This window comes from Kribbella sp. NBC_00709 (genome assembly GCF_036226565.1).
In the GTDB taxonomy this organism is placed as follows: Bacteria; Actinomycetota; Actinomycetes; order Propionibacteriales; family Kribbellaceae; genus Kribbella.
On record NZ_CP108996.1, the window covers coordinates 4,692,996 to 4,709,705 of the forward strand.

Consider the following 16,710-nt stretch of genomic DNA (forward strand, 5'->3'; position numbering starts at 1 on the left):
GTGACCGATCCGTTCGCGGTGACCATGGAGATGGATCGCTACCTGGAAAAGCAGGCACGCGATCCGCGTCCCCGGCCGGCCTTCCCCATCCGGCCGCGACCGGGCGACGACCGCAGCTATGTCGCCGCGCGGCTGGACGACATGGTGGCGGACACGCTGCGCACGAGTCCGGCGCTGGACTACCCCTACATCGCGCCGGGAGCGATCTACGACTCGGTCTGGACGTGGGACGCGTACTTCACCGGGCTCGCGCTGCCGCTGCAGCATCTCGACCACTTCGTCGGATCGCTGCGGATCCTGCTCGAAGCGATCCGGACCGACGGCCGGGCCGCCTCACTGGTCGAGCCGGACGGTACTGCGAACTACGACCACATGGGCCAACCGATCCACGCGCAATGGGCCCTGGCCGCGATACGGCGTACCGGCACGGAGGAGTGGCTCGCGCCGTACTGGCCGGCGCTTGTCGCCACGCGGGACTGGCACCGGCGCGAATGCTCGGGTCGGCGCGGGCTGTACCGCTGGACCGACGAATCGGGATCCGGGATCGACAACGATCCGGCGATCTACGGACGGTTCGGCGGGACGGTCGGCCTGGTGGACATGAATTGCTTCCACGTGCGGGAGCTGGACTCGATGGCAGCCCTGGCCGAGCTGCTCGGGGTGTCCGGCGCCGGGGAGTACCGTCGCGAGGCGGAGCGGCTGCGCCAGGCGATCAACGCCTTCATGTGGGACGAGCGGGCCGGCACCTACCGGCACCTCGACCTGTCCGACCTGCACCGAACCACCCATCAGCAGGTCACGTGGGAGGTCCCGCTTCAGGTCGGTACCTGGGGCTGTCTGTTCCCGTTGTGGACCGGCGTCGCGGAACCGGCGCTCGCCGATCGATTGATCACCGAGCATGTCCTCAATCCACACCGGTACCTGTCCGGGTTCGGGATTCGCTCGATGGCGGCCGACGAGTCCATGTACAACAACGTCGCCATGGCTGATCCGTCCAACTGGCAGGGGCCGGTCTGGGGGCTGAGCACGTTCCTGACCTGCTACGGGCTGGCCCGCTACGGCTACCGCACCGAGGCCGTGCGTGTGGCTTCCCGACTGGTGAACTTGATGGCAGACGACCTGCGAGCGAACGGCACCATCCATGAGTCGTACCACGCCGACACCGGCGCTCCACTGTTCAACCCCGGCTTCATCAGCTGGAACCTGCTCGCCCGGCGGGTGCTCGACGACCTCGAGGCAGGAGTCGACCCGACAGCGCTCGATTGACCGCGTGCCATGCCGACGGACCTGATCGACTCACATGTCCACGTGTGGGACCCGACCGGTGGTTACCCATGGTTGACGGGCCCGCTGCGACGGCCGTACCGGCTCGCAGATCTGCGTCGATCCATCGACCCGGACGTCTCGGTTTCGGTGATCCTGGTGGAGGCCGGCCGAGGTGATCCTGCCGAGACCTCCGATCTGCTAGATCTTGCTGCCACCGACCCTTCCGTAGCCGGCGTTGTCGGGACCGCGAACCTCCAGTGTCCTGGGGCCGGCGGCAGGCTCGAGGCGCTGATCAGCAGGCCACACGGCAACTACCTTGTCGGACTCCGCGAGCGACTGGACGGTCGGCTGATCGCCGCTGTCGAGGCTGTGGCCGGGCAACTCGGCGAGCACGGACTGGCCTTGGAGGTGAGCTGTTCGCCGAAGCAGTTCGACCAGGTTGGCCAGCTGGTAGAGGTACTCGGGCCTGAGGTGCCAGTCGTGCTCGATCATCTGGCTGGGCCGCCGGCCGCTCCTCAGCCCACGGACTTGCTCGAGTGGTGGGTGGATGGACTCAAGGACCTGGCCGCCTTGCCAAGCGTCTCGGTGAAGCTGTCCGGGATCCTGACTCAACTGACAGGGCCGGCCTCTTGGCGTGTCGACATGGTCCGTCAAGCCGTCAACATCCTCGGTCCGGACAGAACGATGATCGGCTCCGACTGGCCGGTCTGCCTGACCGGCGGAAGTTGGGCAGCTGCGATCGATACGGTGCGCGCCGCTCTGACCGGCTGTCCGCCGGCTGACCTTGAGCGTGTGCTCGCCGGTACCGCTCGTCAGGTGTTCCGTCTCGGCGATCGCCGGCCCGTCGTATGACGGGCGACGACATCGTCGAGACGGTCACCTTCGCTCTCGACGGTCAGACCTACGACGTCGACCTGACCAGCAAGGATGCCGACGCACTCCGGAAGGTCCTCTCGCCGTACGTGCGGGCGGGCCGGCGGGAGCCGACGGAGCGCGGTACCGAGCCAGAGTGTTCTCACGTCTGTCCGACCGCGAAGACCGTCAGGAAGTGGGCTCGAGCCAACGGTTACGACGTTGCCGACCGGGGCCGACTGCGGACGGAGATACGCGAGGCCTACGTACGTCGCCGGGCGGCGCGCTGAATCCGCGCCGCCCGGCGACGAGGTCGATCAGGCGATGATCGAGTTCGTCCCGGCGTCGGTGAAGTCGCCGGCCGGACCGTCGTACACGGTGTGGTTCCACGGAATGTCCTGCACCGTGTTCACCGTGCCCGGGCCGGTGTTGCCGGTGACCACCGTCAGCTCTGCCATCACGCCGACCGGCTGATTGATCACGTACGGAGTGCCGAGCCGCACCGCCGAGGCGGCGTTGCTCACCTGATTGCCGGCCAGTACGTTGCCGCGCATCAACGGCTGCGGCGGCAACGAAGGCGACAGTGTGGTGAAGTCGTCGTACATCAACGTCGCCAGGCCGCCGGTGATCCGGTTGTCGCGGACCTGGTTGTAGAAGCTGACGTCGATCACCGGGAAGTCCTTGCCGCCCATCACGCTGATGAATGACACTCCGGTCCAGTCGAAGCCGGGCGGATTGGCGTTCACCGCACCGGCGGAGTCGAAGTCGTTGCCGGCGGCAATGCAGAGCACACTCGCACCGTAGTTTCCGACGTACTTCGGCGTACTTCGGATGGTGTTGTTCACGTAGAGCTCACGCTGTTGAGTAGCGCAGACGACGAAGACCGAATCCGTGCCGGGCACGACCTCCCACGGCTCGTCGAGGGTCAAGGTGGTCGCCGTGTTGGCGACCACCTTGCGCAGCTGCCCGATCCCGGTGCCGGCCAGGATGATCACTGTCGTGCCGATCGGATCGAGCTTGGCATCGTCCATCACGAACTCGACCAGGGTGGTGCTGATGGTTGTCGAGGTGGCGGCCGAGACCGGGAGTGGGCGCCGTCCGCCCTGTGCGGAGTTGATCTGGTCGCCGACCAGCGCCTCACCGCAGTTGCCGGCCGGTTGTCCGGCGTCGACGATCAGGTTCTCGCCGTAGTAGCAGTCCTCGATTCCGCAGGCGTCCTCGACCCCGGCCACCTGCGACGGCAACCGCAGTGCGCCGGTCTGCACGGCGCGCGCGTAGTAGAACTCGTCGGAGCCGCGTCCGAAGCGGTTCCGCCGTACGGTCAGCCGTCGCCCGCCCCAGACCTTGACGCCGTCGTTGTCGGCCTGGTGCTCAGGGTTGTTCGGGTCGGCGGGATTGCGCGGGTAGACCAGCCGGAACGTGTTGTCCTGGACGCGTACGTCGGTGACGGCGACGAAGAAGGCGCCGTTGCCCGCGTGCAGGTCGCACTGCTCGATCGTGAGGTTGCGCAGGTTCTGCCCGAAGATGGCGAAGGTGCCGACGTAGAGCCACACATCGTCGGGATACAGGGGGTTCTCGACCGTGACCTGTGCGATGGTCGCGTTGTTGCGGGTGTCGAGCTCGATCGCGACCATGCGGCGTTCGTTGGTGTCGAAGCCCAGCCCACGGACCTCGGTCGGTGTATCACCTGGCGCGAGGTAGAGCATGCCGTAGTCGTCGGCGCTGTCGACCGCGTACATGTCCGTCGGCGCGTTCCGGGGCAGGTCCGTGGACCAGTTCACCTCGGCGCTCATCCGCAGCTTGGTGCGATCCTGACCGGCGCCCTGGACGACGATCGGCCCGTTGCCATCGGGCAGCCGCAGCTTGCTCGTCAAGGTGTAGGTGCCGGCCGGGATCCGGACCCGGGCACCGCCGCGGGCCTGCGCCGCGGCCGTGAGCGCGGCCTGCAACGCGGCCGTGGAATCCTGCTGCCCGCTAGGGTCAGCCCCATAGTCGCGAACGGCGTCGATCTCGTGTCGCGGGGCAGCAGCACGGGCTACCACCGGCAGCCGCAGGCTGGAGGTCACCCGAGCCCCGGCCGGACCGGTGGACACCTGGACGGTGCAGTCGCCGTTCAGTCCCTTCGGGACCTCGAACCGGATCTGGTAGCGGTCGGCCTTGAGGACTGTGGCCGACCGGGTCAGTCCGTGGCGCGTCAGCGTGACAGTGGGCCTCGCCAAGCCGACCTGCAGGTCGTTGCCGTAGACGGTGACCTCGTCCCCGGCGCTCGCGCTGGGCATGTCGAGGTACCACGGGTCGGGCGTGTTCACCACGAACGGCCGTGACCACGCGCGGCCGTCACCCGAGGAGACGTACACCGCGAAGGCGGTTTCGATGCGGCCGGCCGGCGCACGGAGGACGACCGCGTCGGCGGTCACCCCGACAACGTCGAGCGGGCGGGCGTCGTGCGGTGGCTTGGCGGGCGCACTGTTCGCGTCGCGGCCACGCAGCGGCCAGACCCGGGCCTGCGCGGCGGTCGCGAAGCCTGCGCCGCTCACACCGAACACCTGGCCGGGGCTGACCGAGCGTACCTGGCGCCGGTACAGCACCGGAGCGGTTTCGGTCGGTCGGGCGTCGGCCGGCCGGGGTGACCAGACACCGGCGGGCACGCCACCGGCCAAAGCGCCGGCGACGATCGCGCCGGAGGTGCCGAGGACACGGCGCCGGCTCGGACCGGCGACCGCAGCGACCAGTGTGGGCAGGGGATCGGAAGTCATCGTGTTCTCCTTCGAACGTGGGTCGGTGTGGTCGCTGTTGTCCTAGACGGTCTTGACTGCGTCGTAGATCTCGATCTCGAAGACCCGGACCACGTCCACGGGGTCGCGCGACTTCTGGCTGAAGACGACCCGGACCGTGTCGGTGTCCAGCGGGGTCAGCGCAACGTCGGTGGTGGCGAGCGTGTTGCCGGTGACCGTGCCGACCTGCTGCCAGTCGCCGGCGGCGGTACGGCCCTGCACCACGAACGACACGACGACCTGCGCCGCGCCAGGTCCGCTGAACATGCGCAGCAGCTTCGGGGTCGTCGCCGCAGCGAGCTCGATGGTGATCGTCGGCGCGCTGTCGTCCAGGCTGCACAGCCACCGGCTGGCCGAGTCGGTCCGGTTGCCGTCGACCGCCTTGTCGCCGGTGTACGCCGGCGTGTACGTCGAGCTCACGGTGACAGGCCGGCCGAGTGCGAGGTCCGGGCCGGTCGGCACGTACTGCAACGGGACGTTCCAGTTCGATGGCTCGGTGAAGACCGGCGTACCGTCGGCGAGTTGGGTTGCGACGCGGATCTGCACCGTCGCCGGCGCGTTCACCGAACTCAGGTCGAGTGCCTGATGGAGCGCGTAGCCCTGCTGGACTGCGGTGTCGGTCCAGGCATCGGTGTCTGATGCGCGCCACTGGACCCAGCTCGTCTCGGTCGCGTAGTACGACCAGGTCACGGTCGGCGTCCGGTACGGGCCGTCGACGGAGTACGACCGCAGCGCCGGGCCGGCCGGGTCGTCGGCGAGCGTGATCGCCACGCTGAAGACCGCGATGCCGTCGGGCTCGAGCTTCAGCTGCCATCCGTCGTCTGCGGTCTTGGTGATCGGGCCGGCCTCGGCGGTCCACTGCCTCCAGGTGGCGAGCTTGCCCGGCTCGACCCCGCGGGGATCCAGTGTGAAGGTGGCCGTCGTGGCCACGGAGCGCTGGTTCAACGCGATCAGGTAGATCCGTCGACCGTCCGGTGAGCGGCCGGTGAGCCAGTCAACGTCGGGCTGGTCACCGGTCACCAGCGTGCGCGGCATCCACAGCTCGACGGCGTCGCCGTACACCTTGCCCGGGGCGAAACCGGCCGGGCGGTGCGAGCCGACCTTGGCCGTGCAGAACCCGCGGGGGAAGTCGACCTTGCCGCCGCTTCGCAGGTGCGCCTCGGACAACAGATAGTCGACGACCCAGCCGATGTGCCACCAGCCGTGCCACGGGAACACGCTCGAGCCACCATTGCCGGCTGACCAGTAGTAGGACGGGATACCGCTCGTCGCTCCGACGAACGCGTCGCGTCCGCGCGCCGCCGCCCGGGCGAGCAGCAAGAAATGCGCGTCACCGGTCAGCTCGTAGAACCGGACGAACGATCCGGCGTGGCTGCTGAGCAGAATCGGGCCGGCGCCGTTCGCGCTGCCGAAGTAGCCGGCGTGCTCGAAGTTGAGCCCGGCCTGGCTCAGCTGCCAGTCCTCGACCGTTGGCCCGTTGAACGTCTTGGTCGCGGTCGTCGCCACCGGGTGGTTGTAGATGTGCTGGGTGTAGACACGCGCCGCGGTGACAGCCGCGTCCAGGTAGGGATTGTGACCGGTCAAGTCGTGCAGGTCGAGCAGCGCCTGCGCAGCGAAGATCACCTGGAAATCGCGGACCAGGACGGCGTCGTCACAGACCCCGAGGTAGTTGCCGGTAGCAACCGCGGTGCGGATGAACCAGTCCGCCCCGCGGCGGGCCGCGGCCAGGTACTTGCGATCACCCAGAACGCGATACGCCGCGACGAATCCGTACCAGGTCGCGCGGTAGTCGGTCAGCTCCGGATACTGCAGTGTCTGCGGATGGTCGCGGACGTAACCGATGTCGAAGCTGCCGTCCCGCTTCTGCCACGTCAGCAGCCGATCGGCGGCCAACCGCAGCCGGTCGTGGACCTCGGTGTCGTCCGGGGTGAACAGTGCCATGTTGCCCATGTCGGCGAGCGTGTAGAACGTGGTGAAGATCGGTGAGACGTAGGCTGCGTCGAGCCCGACCCATTCACTGTCGGTGATCCAGCCGTCGTTCTTGAAGTACTCACCGAGCGCGGCGCCCTGGAACGGTCCACCGGCCGTCTGCTGCTGGGCCAGTTTGAAGTTGCGCGCGTACGGCAGCCGGTCGTTGTGGATCACCGGGTCGGTGGTGAGCGCGTCCAGCATCCACATGGCGCCGACGTCGGACAGCTTCCCGCTCTCCGCGCCCAACGTGAGACCGTCGTACGTCCAGGTGTGCCACTGGGACTGTGGCGAGACCAGGAAGTCGTGCATGCGGTTGAGGCGATGGGTGAGCGAGTCGGTCGCGTGCGCCAGCTTCAGGTAGTCGCCCACCGGATAGATCCGCTCGGACACATAGCGGTTCACCTCGTACCAGCCCGTGGGCCGCACGATGTACCGGAACGTCGCAACAACGGTCTGGCCCGCAGTCAACCATGATCCCTCCTGCCCGAGGACAGGCGACGCGATGGTCGGGCCGAGAACGCCGCCGGTGGTGCGCAGCGACGTACCGACGTGCCAGGTCGACTGAGTGATCTTGTCCTCGGCCCAGGGATCGCGAGCCAAACTCGGATCGGCGACAACACCGAGGCTGACCTGCTCCTGCCGTTGTTGCAGGATTGCGACCAGACTGGTCGTGCTGGCCTCGGTCGCGAGCACCGGAGCCGTCGGTATCCCGAACTGGTAGCGGAAGGCGAGCTCGTCGTCGCTCTCGATGGTCGAGGAGTTCCAGTACCCGGGGACGACACCCCAGCCGAGGTCGCGGTCGGCCAACGTGCCCAGCGTCGGGCTCGTCACCGAGTACCAGCCGTCGGCGTTCGGCGTGAACTGGACGGCGACCACGACATCGTCGTCGTCCATCGCCCACGCCGCTTTGTATGCACCGGTGGGTTGGCTGCTGCTGAACGTGACCGCGTCTTTCGTCGCGCTAACGCTCTCGGGCCAGAACCGTACCGTGCTGCCGACGCTGAGCCGGCGCACCTCGTCGATCGTCGGCACGGCCGGATCGATGGACAACCACAGCCCACATTCACCGGAAGGTGTGAAGACCGACCGCCAGCGGCCGCTCGAGCGCAGTTGCAGCTGGTCGAGTCGCCAGCCCTGCTGGTCGCGTTGCCATTCCAGGCGTACGCTGCGGCCCTCCAGCCGCTGCCGGTTCGGGCCTGCCGTCGTGGCGTCCGCGTCGGGTTGCCGAAGGGCGTTCAGCAGTACCGCCCCAGCCGTGCTGGCCGCGGCCAGCTTGATGAAATCGCGTCGTTGTACCTCGGGCACGCTGCTCCTCAGGCGGGAAGAACTGGATCAGGGGAAGGCACGCGGTGTCAGCCCGGCACGACGACGGGGTTGGTGCCACCGCTGGCGAGCTCGGTGGCCGCACCCTGGTAGACGGTGTGGTCGAAGCGGCCGTCGACGGTGGCCTGGTAGGCGACACCGCTGCCGAGTTCGTTCTTGACGATCGCGTTGTAGCGACCCCAGGTGGCGGCCGGGCTGCCGCCGAGGGTCGAGTCGGCCAGCACCACCGTCTGGGTGACGCCGGACGCGGTGTTGCGCGCGACGACGTTGCCGCGTACCAGCGGTGCCGCAGGAACAGCGCCCTTGGCGTAGTTCTGGTAGCTCAGGAACGCGTCGGCGCCCGTCAGCTGGTTATCGGCGACGACGTTGTAGAAGGCCGGCTGACTGTTGTAGGCGCCGGTGCTGTCCACGCCGTAGATGCTGAAGAAGCCGGCGCCGGTCATCGCCGACACGGTGCCCGGAGCGCCGGTGCTGTCCACGGTGTTGTCGGCCACGATGCTGAGAACCGACGGGCCGTAGTTGCCGACGTACTTGCCGCAGGCGGTGATCGTGTTGTGGACGAACAGTTGCCGGGCGTGGACATTCTGGACCACGACGACCGACGAGGTGTCCGGCACGACCTCCCAGGCGTACTCGACGGTCAGGGTCGTGGTGGTGTTGTCCACCACGCGGCGGATCTGGCCGGCGCCGGTCCCGGCGACCACGAACACGTACGAGCCGACCGGGTCGGTGAGGGTGTGGAGGGTGAAAGTGGCGCCGCTCGGCGTGACGGTATTGCTCGTCGCCGAGTCCACCGCCGTCAGGGCGCCGCCACCCGTCGGCACCTTGATGCCGTCGCCGACCATGGCCTCGCCGTTGTTCTTGCCCGGCTCGCCCGCTGAGTCCACGGTGTTATGGGCCATCAGCACGTCCTGCACACCGCAGGCGTCGGTGGGACCCCACGTGGTCGCCCACAGCTTGACCGCGCCGGTCTGGACGGCGCGTGCGTAGTGATAGGTGCTCGATCCGCGGGTGAACTGGTTGCCCCTGATGGTCAGTCGCCGCGCTCCCCAGACCTGTACGCCGTCGTTGTCGACCTGGCCGTTCTGGGTAGCCGGATCGGTCGGGAGCCGGGGGAAGTAGATCGCGAAGGTGTTGTCCTCGACGCGGGTGTCGACGACGTTGCTCAAATAGATGCCCTTGTTGCAGGTGAACGAACAGTTCGCGACGCGCAGCCCGCGAGTGTTCTGGACGAGGATCGAGCACACTCCGGCGTACAGCCAGATGTTCTCGGGATAGCTGTCGCCGACGAACCTGCAGTCGGTGACCGTCGTGCCGGTGCGGCCGTCGATCTCGAGGATGACCGGGCGCTTGCCGTTGCTGCCGAACCCGATCCCCGCCAGCCTGACCGGGTGCGTGGAGGGCGCGAGATACAGCATGCCGTGGTCGTCGCCTGCGGTGCACCCGAAGAAGTCGACCGACGTCTCAGGCGTCACCGTCGGGCTGAAGACTGAACTGTCGCTCATCAGCACCGTGGTGGTGCCGTTGGTGGCGCCAACGATTTCGATCACGCCGGTGCCGGCGCCCAGCGTGAGCTTGGAGCTGATGGCGTAGTTGCCGGCGGGGAACAGCGCGCGAGCGCCGCCGGACGCCGCGGCGGCGTCGAGGGCATTCTGGATGCCGGTCGTGGAGTCGTGGGCGCCGGATGGATCGGCCCCGAAGTCGGCGACGATGTCGTAGCTGGTCGTGGGTGAGGCCGCGGCCGCCGCGACGGTAAGGGTCAACGACGCGTCGTACCCGTAGTGGCCGCCGAGGCCGTTGGAGACCAGGACGGTGTAGTTGCCGACGGCCAACGTGCTCGGAACCGTGAACGCCAGCTCGTAGTCACTGGTCACGCTCACCGCGACCGGGGTCAGGGTGCCACTGGAGCTGCGCAGGTACACCTGCGCCGTCTTCGTGGTCGGAGCGGAGTGGGCGACGCTCGGGCCGATCACCGTCACGACATCGCCGGGTGCAGAGGTCGGCTGGTCGAGGTACCAGGGCTGCGCGGCGTTCAGCAACAGCGGCGCCGACCAGGTGGACCCGGAGTCGCCCGAGACATAGACGGCGTACGCGCCGTCGGTCGTGGTCGCGGGAACCACGATGACGAGGTTGTCGCCTTCTGGATCGGTCGCGGTGAGGCTCACCGACCCACTCGGCGGCGTCGCGGGGACGGCAGTCAGGCTCGCCGGCGCACTGGTGTCATCCGGAATCAGCCACAGCTCGATCAGTACGCCGGACGTCAGCCCGGAGCCGGCCAGCGGCAGGACTTCGCCGGGCCGCACACTGCGCACCTGGTCTGCATAGACGACGGGTGGGGTGCCGCCTGTCGTCGTGTCTGGAGTCGCCGCCGCCGAGGCCAGGCGACCGGGACCGGCGAGCACGGCCGCCCCGGCCACCAGCCCGGTCCCGACCAAGAAGCTGCGACGCGACGGACCGGTTTGCGCCGCACGGCCGGGCTCGGCGGAATCCGCTGGATTGGGGTCATGCATAGGGGACCTCCTGCGAGAGCTGCGCGATCCCGAGACACCGCGGATCGCTGGGCTACATCCGTTCATCCGCGACGGAATCTAACAGACAGACTGTCTGAATGATAGATTCAGGATCAGATTGCATAGGTTCCCAATGCTTCGTCATCGTGTGAGCGCCCGGCGCCGCACCGCCGACACGACCGGGGCAGATCACCGTCGATCCGGGAGAACGCCTTGGGCGAGGTTTACTGCTCGGTTACGAGTACGCCTGTCGGTGGTAGTTCATACCGATGCTTGCGAAGGAGCGTGACTTCGTCGGCGGTGAGAGTGCGGGGTGGGTTCGCGTCTGGGGCTTCGATGGAGTCGATTTCGCGGGCCGGCACGGTGCTTGAATGTGGGTCAGGTGGTGGCTTCGCCGATGCGGAGTTCAGCCAGGACCGGGCGGATGTGGTTCCTGATTACGCGTTGGCAGGTCTCGAGCGAGGTCGGGGTCGCTTCCCATTCGCGATCCGCTCTTCGAACTTCTTCGCCCACAGGTGTATGAGGTGGGAGATCCTGTGCATCGCTGACAGGGCGCCTGATTGGTGGGTCCGGGCACGGTCCGGAGCTTCTTCAGCAAGCCGCGCTCCGCCGCCGTCTTGGTCTTGCCGCAAGCGGAGATCGACCGGACGGAGTTCGAGCCGGGCCACAGGTTGGTGATCGAGGTTCGCGCCTGGCCGGCGGGTGCTGGACGGGTCGAGTTCGTAGCCACCGCCCGTCCTGACGGTTGCCTGCTGGTGATGCGCGAACAGGCGGTCGAAGGTCCCGCGAACCTGCTCCCGCGTGCCACGGTCGACCGTATCCTCCAGTGGCGCAGCACCGAGACACTGCGTCGCCTCGCCTACCTGGCAGAATTGCGGGCCGAGCTGCACGAGACCCACCCCGCCGGCGCCGCGTACCCGACCGATGGCGCCAGTACGCCGTCGAACTGATCGACCTTGGATGCACGGCGCGCAGCTGGCTAAGTGGTGCACAGCCGCGATCTTTGGTGTTGCCGGAGGATGGCTGAGATCGTCTCAGGGTTTGGCGAGGGCGTCGGTGAGGGCGTTGATCGCCGATAGGCCGGCAGTCTGGGCTGCGGCCGCCTGGTCGATGACCGCGAACACGGTGACGCCTCTGGTATCGAGGAGCGCACGGAGGTTATGTGCGACCTCGGCTACGGAGCCTTCGGCTGTTTTGGTCACCACGCCGAACGGCGACGTCTCAGTCCCCGTGATCGCGTTCTACCTCCTGCCGGCTGCGTCGTGAAGTCTCTAGTCGCAGGTATCGCAGATCCCGTTGGCAGGGGTCTGCAGGTTGCATCGGCGGCACTTGTTGATCGGGCGCTCGGCGATCGCGGCCTTGCGCGCTCGCGCGCGGGCAGCGCCGAGCTTCGGCGGGATCATTGGGCTGCCGCCATCGGCCGGTAGGCCGGCCGCATCGAAGTGACGGTAGCTGGCGAGGCGCTCGTGGGAGGCATGAACGTCCGCGTCCGGGGGAGTGGTGCCTGTTGCTGCGCCAACGATTGCGGCGTACCCGTCGAAGACGCTCTCGTCGGGGTTGACACACAGCGCCGACAACATCGGCTCACCCCGCCGCAGGCTCTCCGCGGACACCTCGGCGAGCACACCACCGATCCAGTGCCGGGTCGGCTGTTTGGTGCGGATGCCGGTCAGCTCCTGTACGCCGGTGGCTAGGTCCTTTTGCTGCACGAGCGCCTGGTACTTCCCGGCTGCGGCGAGCAGCATCTCCCGTGCGGCTCCGGCCCACTCGATCCGGGCGGCGGCGGCGCCGACATCGGACACATCGCGCCAAGCGCGTTCCGGTACGTCCGACAGCTCGTGGTCTGGTGCGGCGACATCGAAAGTGGACACTCGGGAGACCCTAACCGGGTCACCTCCAATCGGCGAAACGTACGCCGTCCGCGATCGCGAGTCACCTGGACTTTCCTGGTGATTGCTCACCGTGCCGGTTCTCCGGCGCCTGGGATCCTTCTGCGATGGGATCGGCTGGTTCGTGGGTTCCGAAGGTGACTTCGATTGTTTCGGCGGCCTTGTGGCGCTGGGATTGGGCGTACATTGCGTAGGCGCGATGGTCGGCTGGTGTCAGGTCGGTGGCCGAGTCGGTGAAGAGGGCCAGCAACGAGCGTGGGTACAGACGGTGTGCGATCACCGAGTTCAGTTCGGCACCGATCACGGCGATCACCGACGCGGCGTAGATGAGCCCGATCAGCCCCAATGTCAGCGCGAAGACGCCGTTCACCTCGCTCGTCTTGGCCAGCACGCTGTTGACGTAGATGCCGCCCAGTCGTTCGAGCAGCTGCCAGCCGACAGCGGTGAGGAACGCCCCCGGGACGATCTTCCGAAAGGCCGGCCGAGGCGTCGTGCCCGGGCGCAGGCACAGGGTCAGCATGGCAGTGAGCACCAGGACCGAGCCGATCGAAACGAGCCACCCCATGTTGGCGACGTCACCGAACAGCGATGCCCGGCTGCCGGCCAAGACGGTCAGAGTGGCGAAGCCGAGCACGGTGAGGCCGGCCAGGGACAGCAGCGCCACGGACCGCAGACGCCCACGAAACGGATCGGGGCGCCGGTTGCGGGGGACTCCCCAGGTCACGTTGACCGCGTTCTGCCCCGCCTGTCCGAGCCCGATCACCCCGTACACCGCGGCGATCGTGCCGATGATGACGGCCGGGGTGCTGCCTTGCAGACCCTGCGGGGTCGCCAGCTGCGTACCGACGATGGGGAACTCCTTCAGCGCCGACTGCAGGACGGCCTTCTGCAGATCCTCATTGCCCTGCAGAAGGAACCCGAGAACAGATGAGGAGATCAGCAGCATCGGGAAGATCGCCGCGAAGGCGTAGTACGTGACAATCACCGCGAGATAGCTGCCCTGGTCGTCGAAGAACTTGTACACCACGGCGAGCGGGAACCCGAGCCGCCGATGCCGACGCTGCGCAGCGTCCAACCGCCGCCCCAAGGTGCTCACGCCCCAACGGTACGGCCGGCCCCACTCCGGATCTGCTCAGCAACGCCGTCGGCTGGTCTCGTCCGGCTCGGCGCGACCAGTTGGTGCGGACCAGAGTCGGCTTCGAAGCCGGCTAGGTGTTCTGGGCGATCATCAGCCAGCTGAGTTGGATGTCCGGGGATCTGGTCGGCGTGATGGTGACCGTGATTCGGCCGTCGGCGCCGACCGCGATGCCGCCGTACTGCGCGGAGGTACCCGTGCTGGTGAAGAGGCGCTGTTGGTCGACGACTGTGCCGTTCACGGAGACTTGCGCGGCGCGGTTCGCCCAGGGCCATGGGTCGTAGTACCCGGCGTGGACCGAGTATGTCCCGGCCTGGAGACCGGTGAACGTGTAGACGAGCGGCTCATGGTTCTTCCCATATCGCAAGGCGGTGTAGAGGTCCCCGCTCGCGTCCCCGGCCGGTGCACTGGCACCGGTACAGCCCCACGTGCTCCCGGTGACAGGATCCGGGCCGAGCGGCTGGTCGGGCCCGGAATTGAGCAGCGGCTTGTCCGTTGTCACGAGTTCGGTCAGCCGGGACCAGTCCGCAGTGATCGCACCCCCGGCGTGAACGGCATAGCGCAGGCCGCTTGGCACCACCAGGACCGGGCGGGTGAATGTTCGACCGTCCTGCAGGGTGCCGGTCACGTGGGCCGGCCCGGCGTGGGCAACGCCTGAGGGATCCCAGGTCACCGACAACTTCTGCGCTCGTGATCCGGTCTTCACCACGACCTCGGCCGGCAGATCGTTGGTGTCGCCGAGCTGCACATGGTCTGGGATCGCGGTCTGCACCGTCCATGGCTGGTACGGCGTGAGGTCCCGCAGAGACCACTCCCGGTCGGGTCCGATCGTGAGGTTCCCGCCCTCACCGAAGCTCATCGGCATCCAGACGTACGGCGCGTGGGCAAGGTCGGAGGGCGTCCAACGGTCAGCCATGAACGCGAACCGATTCCGCGCGGGATCAACCGGGATCACCGCTGTGCTTTGCGAGCTGTAGGTGTCTGCCGCACCGGACCCGGTGATCGGAACACCTCTGTCGGTCCAGGCACCCAGGACGGTGGTGGCGGTTGCATAATGCGCTGGATTCGGGTCCCAGCCGGTTGCTCCGGACGTGCTCAGATAGTAGGTGCCGCCCATCTTGAACATCGCCGGCGCCTCTCGCTGGTTGCAGGCCAGCGTACGAACGAAGTCCTTGCCCTGGATCGCATTCTCCGGGCGCGCGGACAGGTAGGTGTAGGCGCGGTTCAACTTGGAGATGTACATCGTGCGGTTCTCTTCGGACGAGTACACGATGTACGCCGTACCGTCGTCGTCGACGAACAGGTTCATGTCCCGCGCCATCCCGCCGGCGGGGTCGAACGAGGACGAGCTCCCGCACCAGGGGACGGAGTCGCTCGGGACCCGGTCGAGCCGGTACGAGTCGATCCAGCGGAACGGACCGAAGGGGGAGTCCGAGATCGCGACACCTGCTTCGGCGCGTGCGTAGGTCGACGTACTGGTCGGTGACGACGGCCCGTCGGAGTGCACCCACATGACCCATGTGCGGGTGGACCGGTTGTAGATCACCTTCGGACGCTCCAGGATCGATGGAGCCGCCCACCCATCGCTCCGAACCGCATTCGTCGACAGGTCACGCCAGACGATGCTCTTCTGGGCGGCGGTGTAGTGCTTGTAGAGCTTGGCGAAGTACTTGTCGGTCTCGAACTGGTCTTGGGAGCTCATGGCCCTGAGCGCGAGCCCCCGGTCGGTCCAGTTGTACAGGTCGTACGACGAATACACGTGCACGCCGGGACTGTCGGAGTAGCCGTTGCTGCGGTCCTCGCCGTACCAGTACCAGATCCGCCGCCCGGCGTGGTCCGTCGCCGGGACCACCTGGCCACCGTGCGCCTGGATCACCTTGCCACTGGTGTCGAGCCACGACTCGCCCGGACGGAACGTCTGGTAGCCCGCCGACGATGCGGAGCTGGTAGGCGCGGCCATCAACGCCAGAGCCAGCGCCGAGCACACGAGAGCAATCAACTTGCGGCCGGATCGGGCTTGGGGGCGGTCCATGGGCGGTGTCCTCACCTCGAACGCGAGAGCGGTGCGGACATATCATCACGCGGGCGATGTTAACGCAACCATTCCTTCCCTGCTTGACGATTCTGCCGAAGCGTCAGCTTGGCATCCGGTTGAATCTGCGGATGATGCGGTCGAAGATCCGGGCCGGAACGACGCGGTGCAGCGGGCTGACGGTGGCGGCCGTCGAGCCGGCCGTGCGCCGCAGTCTCGGGTTGTGATCGGTGGCCGCCGAGACGATGACCTTGGCGACGACGGCAGGGTCGTCGCCGCTGCTCGTGTTTTTCGCCAGCACCTCCTCGTAGTTGCGCCGTCCCGACTCGTAAAGCGGCAGTGGGGTGTCGGCCTGCACGCTGTGGGCCCCGAACGGGGTGTTGATCGGTCCTGGCTCGACGAGCAGGATCCGGATGCCGTAGTCGCGGACCTCGTGGTCCAGCGACCCGGAGTAGCCCTCGATCGCGTACTTGGTCGAGACGTAGAGGGCCATGAACGGGCTGGGGACGAACCCGCTGAGGGAGGAGACGTTGATGATGCGCCCGTGCCGTTGAGCGCGCATGTGCGGCACGACCGCCTTGGTTATCCGCATGACGCCGTAGACGTTGATGTCGAACACGTCCTGAGTCTGGGCGATGGAGAACTCCTCGGCGGCGCCGGTGGCGCCGACGCCGGCGTTGTTGACCAGGACGTCGATGTGCCCGAACCGGTCGATCACCTCCTTGACCACAGAGGCGACCGACTCGTCGTTGGTCACGTCGAGGTCGAGGTATGTCACCCCGGCGGGTGCGGTGAGTCGCATGGTGTTGCGGGCAGTTCCGATGCCGTTTCGGCATGGGAGGGAGGCCTTGCTGACTTCTGGAAATAGTGACTCTACTCATAAGTGAGTCGAGTTGACAAGATTCCTGAGTACGCTCAGGATTGAGTTAACTCGGCTGCATAGTTGCGCAAGGTCCCG

Annotated in this window: 11 protein-coding genes; 4 read left to right on the forward strand and 7 right to left on the reverse strand. The window is 67.3% G+C overall.

Annotated features, from left to right (window positions below; translation table 11 throughout):
• From OHA18_RS23075 to OHA18_RS23085, 3 genes are read left to right on the forward strand one after another with little or no spacing between them, the layout of a single operon-like run.
• Complete coding sequence (locus OHA18_RS23075; RefSeq protein ID WP_328997343.1) at nucleotides 1-1,266, forward strand: amylo-alpha-1,6-glucosidase; 1,266 nt, start codon at nucleotides 1-3, stop codon at nucleotides 1,264-1,266.
• A 9-nt stretch (nucleotides 1,267-1,275) separates the two neighbouring features.
• Nucleotides 1,276-2,118 (forward strand): amidohydrolase family protein, encoded by an 843-nt coding sequence (locus tag OHA18_RS23080; RefSeq protein ID WP_328997344.1) that lies wholly within the window; start codon nucleotides 1,276-1,278, stop codon nucleotides 2,116-2,118.
• Nucleotides 2,115-2,408 (forward strand): histone-like nucleoid-structuring protein Lsr2, encoded by a 294-nt coding sequence (locus OHA18_RS23085; protein ID WP_328997345.1) that lies wholly within the window; start codon nucleotides 2,115-2,117, stop codon nucleotides 2,406-2,408. The genes OHA18_RS23080 and OHA18_RS23085 overlap by 4 nt, the downstream gene beginning before the upstream one ends.
• 27 nt (nucleotides 2,409-2,435) lie before the next feature.
• Here OHA18_RS23085 and OHA18_RS23090 read toward each other — a convergent pair whose 3' ends face one another.
• Genes OHA18_RS23090 through OHA18_RS23100 form a run of 3 tightly spaced genes read right to left on the reverse strand, consistent with a single transcriptional unit; the run spans nucleotide 2,436 to nucleotide 10,696 of the window.
• Nucleotides 2,436-4,874 carry a glycosyl hydrolase family 28-related protein gene (locus OHA18_RS23090; RefSeq protein WP_328997346.1) on the reverse strand — a complete coding sequence of 813 codons (2,439 nt, stop codon included), beginning with the start codon at nucleotides 4,872-4,874 and terminating at the stop codon, nucleotides 2,436-2,438.
• A 42-nt stretch (nucleotides 4,875-4,916) separates the two neighbouring features.
• Nucleotides 4,917-8,168, reverse strand: a complete 3,252-nt coding sequence (locus OHA18_RS23095) for a discoidin domain-containing protein (protein WP_328997347.1) — start codon at nucleotides 8,166-8,168, stop codon at nucleotides 4,917-4,919.
• Nucleotides 8,169-8,215: 47 nt separating this feature from the next.
• Complete coding sequence (locus OHA18_RS23100; RefSeq protein ID WP_328997348.1) at nucleotides 8,216-10,696, reverse strand: glycosyl hydrolase family 28-related protein; 2,481 nt, start codon at nucleotides 10,694-10,696, stop codon at nucleotides 8,216-8,218.
• A gap of 623 nt (nucleotides 10,697-11,319) precedes the next feature.
• On the opposite strand from OHA18_RS23100, the gene OHA18_RS23105 reads away from it, so the two are divergent.
• A complete protein-coding gene (locus OHA18_RS23105) occupies nucleotides 11,320-11,646 on the forward strand; it encodes a hypothetical protein (protein WP_328997349.1) in 327 nt (108 codons plus the stop codon).
• Between the two features lie 321 nt (nucleotides 11,647-11,967).
• On the opposite strand, the gene OHA18_RS23110 is transcribed toward OHA18_RS23105, so the two are convergent.
• From OHA18_RS23110 to OHA18_RS23125, 4 genes are all read right to left on the reverse strand, one after another.
• Nucleotides 11,968-12,567, reverse strand: a complete 600-nt coding sequence (locus tag OHA18_RS23110) for a hypothetical protein (protein ID WP_328997350.1) — start codon at nucleotides 12,565-12,567, stop codon at nucleotides 11,968-11,970.
• 61 nt (nucleotides 12,568-12,628) lie between these two features.
• Complete coding sequence (locus OHA18_RS23115) at nucleotides 12,629-13,681, reverse strand: YihY/virulence factor BrkB family protein (RefSeq protein ID WP_328997351.1); 1,053 nt, start codon at nucleotides 13,679-13,681, stop codon at nucleotides 12,629-12,631.
• A 112-nt stretch (nucleotides 13,682-13,793) separates the two neighbouring features.
• The gene (locus OHA18_RS23120; RefSeq protein ID WP_328997352.1) at nucleotides 13,794-15,752 is read right to left on the reverse strand and encodes a glycoside hydrolase family 43 protein; all 1,959 of its coding nucleotides are present in this window, start codon (nucleotides 15,750-15,752) and stop codon (nucleotides 13,794-13,796) included.
• 103 nt (nucleotides 15,753-15,855) lie between these two features.
• Complete coding sequence (locus tag OHA18_RS23125) at nucleotides 15,856-16,575, reverse strand: oxidoreductase (protein WP_329006153.1); 720 nt, start codon at nucleotides 16,573-16,575, stop codon at nucleotides 15,856-15,858.
• Nucleotides 16,576-16,710 lie beyond the last annotated feature (135 nt).

Bases quoted from the DNA above. Each gene is read 5' to 3' on its own strand.
- OHA18_RS23120 (WP_328997352.1), bottom strand. From the start codon at position 15,752: ATGGACCGCCCCCAAGCCCGATCCGGCCGCAAGTTGATTGCTCTCGTG.
- OHA18_RS23080 (WP_328997344.1), top strand. From the start codon at position 1,276: ATGCCGACGGACCTGATCGACTCACATGTCCACGTGTGGGACCCGACC.
- OHA18_RS23090 (WP_328997346.1), bottom strand. From the start codon at position 4,874: ATGACTTCCGATCCCCTGCCCACACTGGTCGCTGCGGTCGCCGGTCCG.
- OHA18_RS23100 (WP_328997348.1), bottom strand. From the start codon at position 10,696: ATGCATGACCCCAATCCAGCGGATTCCGCCGAGCCCGGCCGTGCGGCG.
- OHA18_RS23085 (WP_328997345.1), top strand. From the start codon at position 2,115: ATGACGGGCGACGACATCGTCGAGACGGTCACCTTCGCTCTCGACGGT.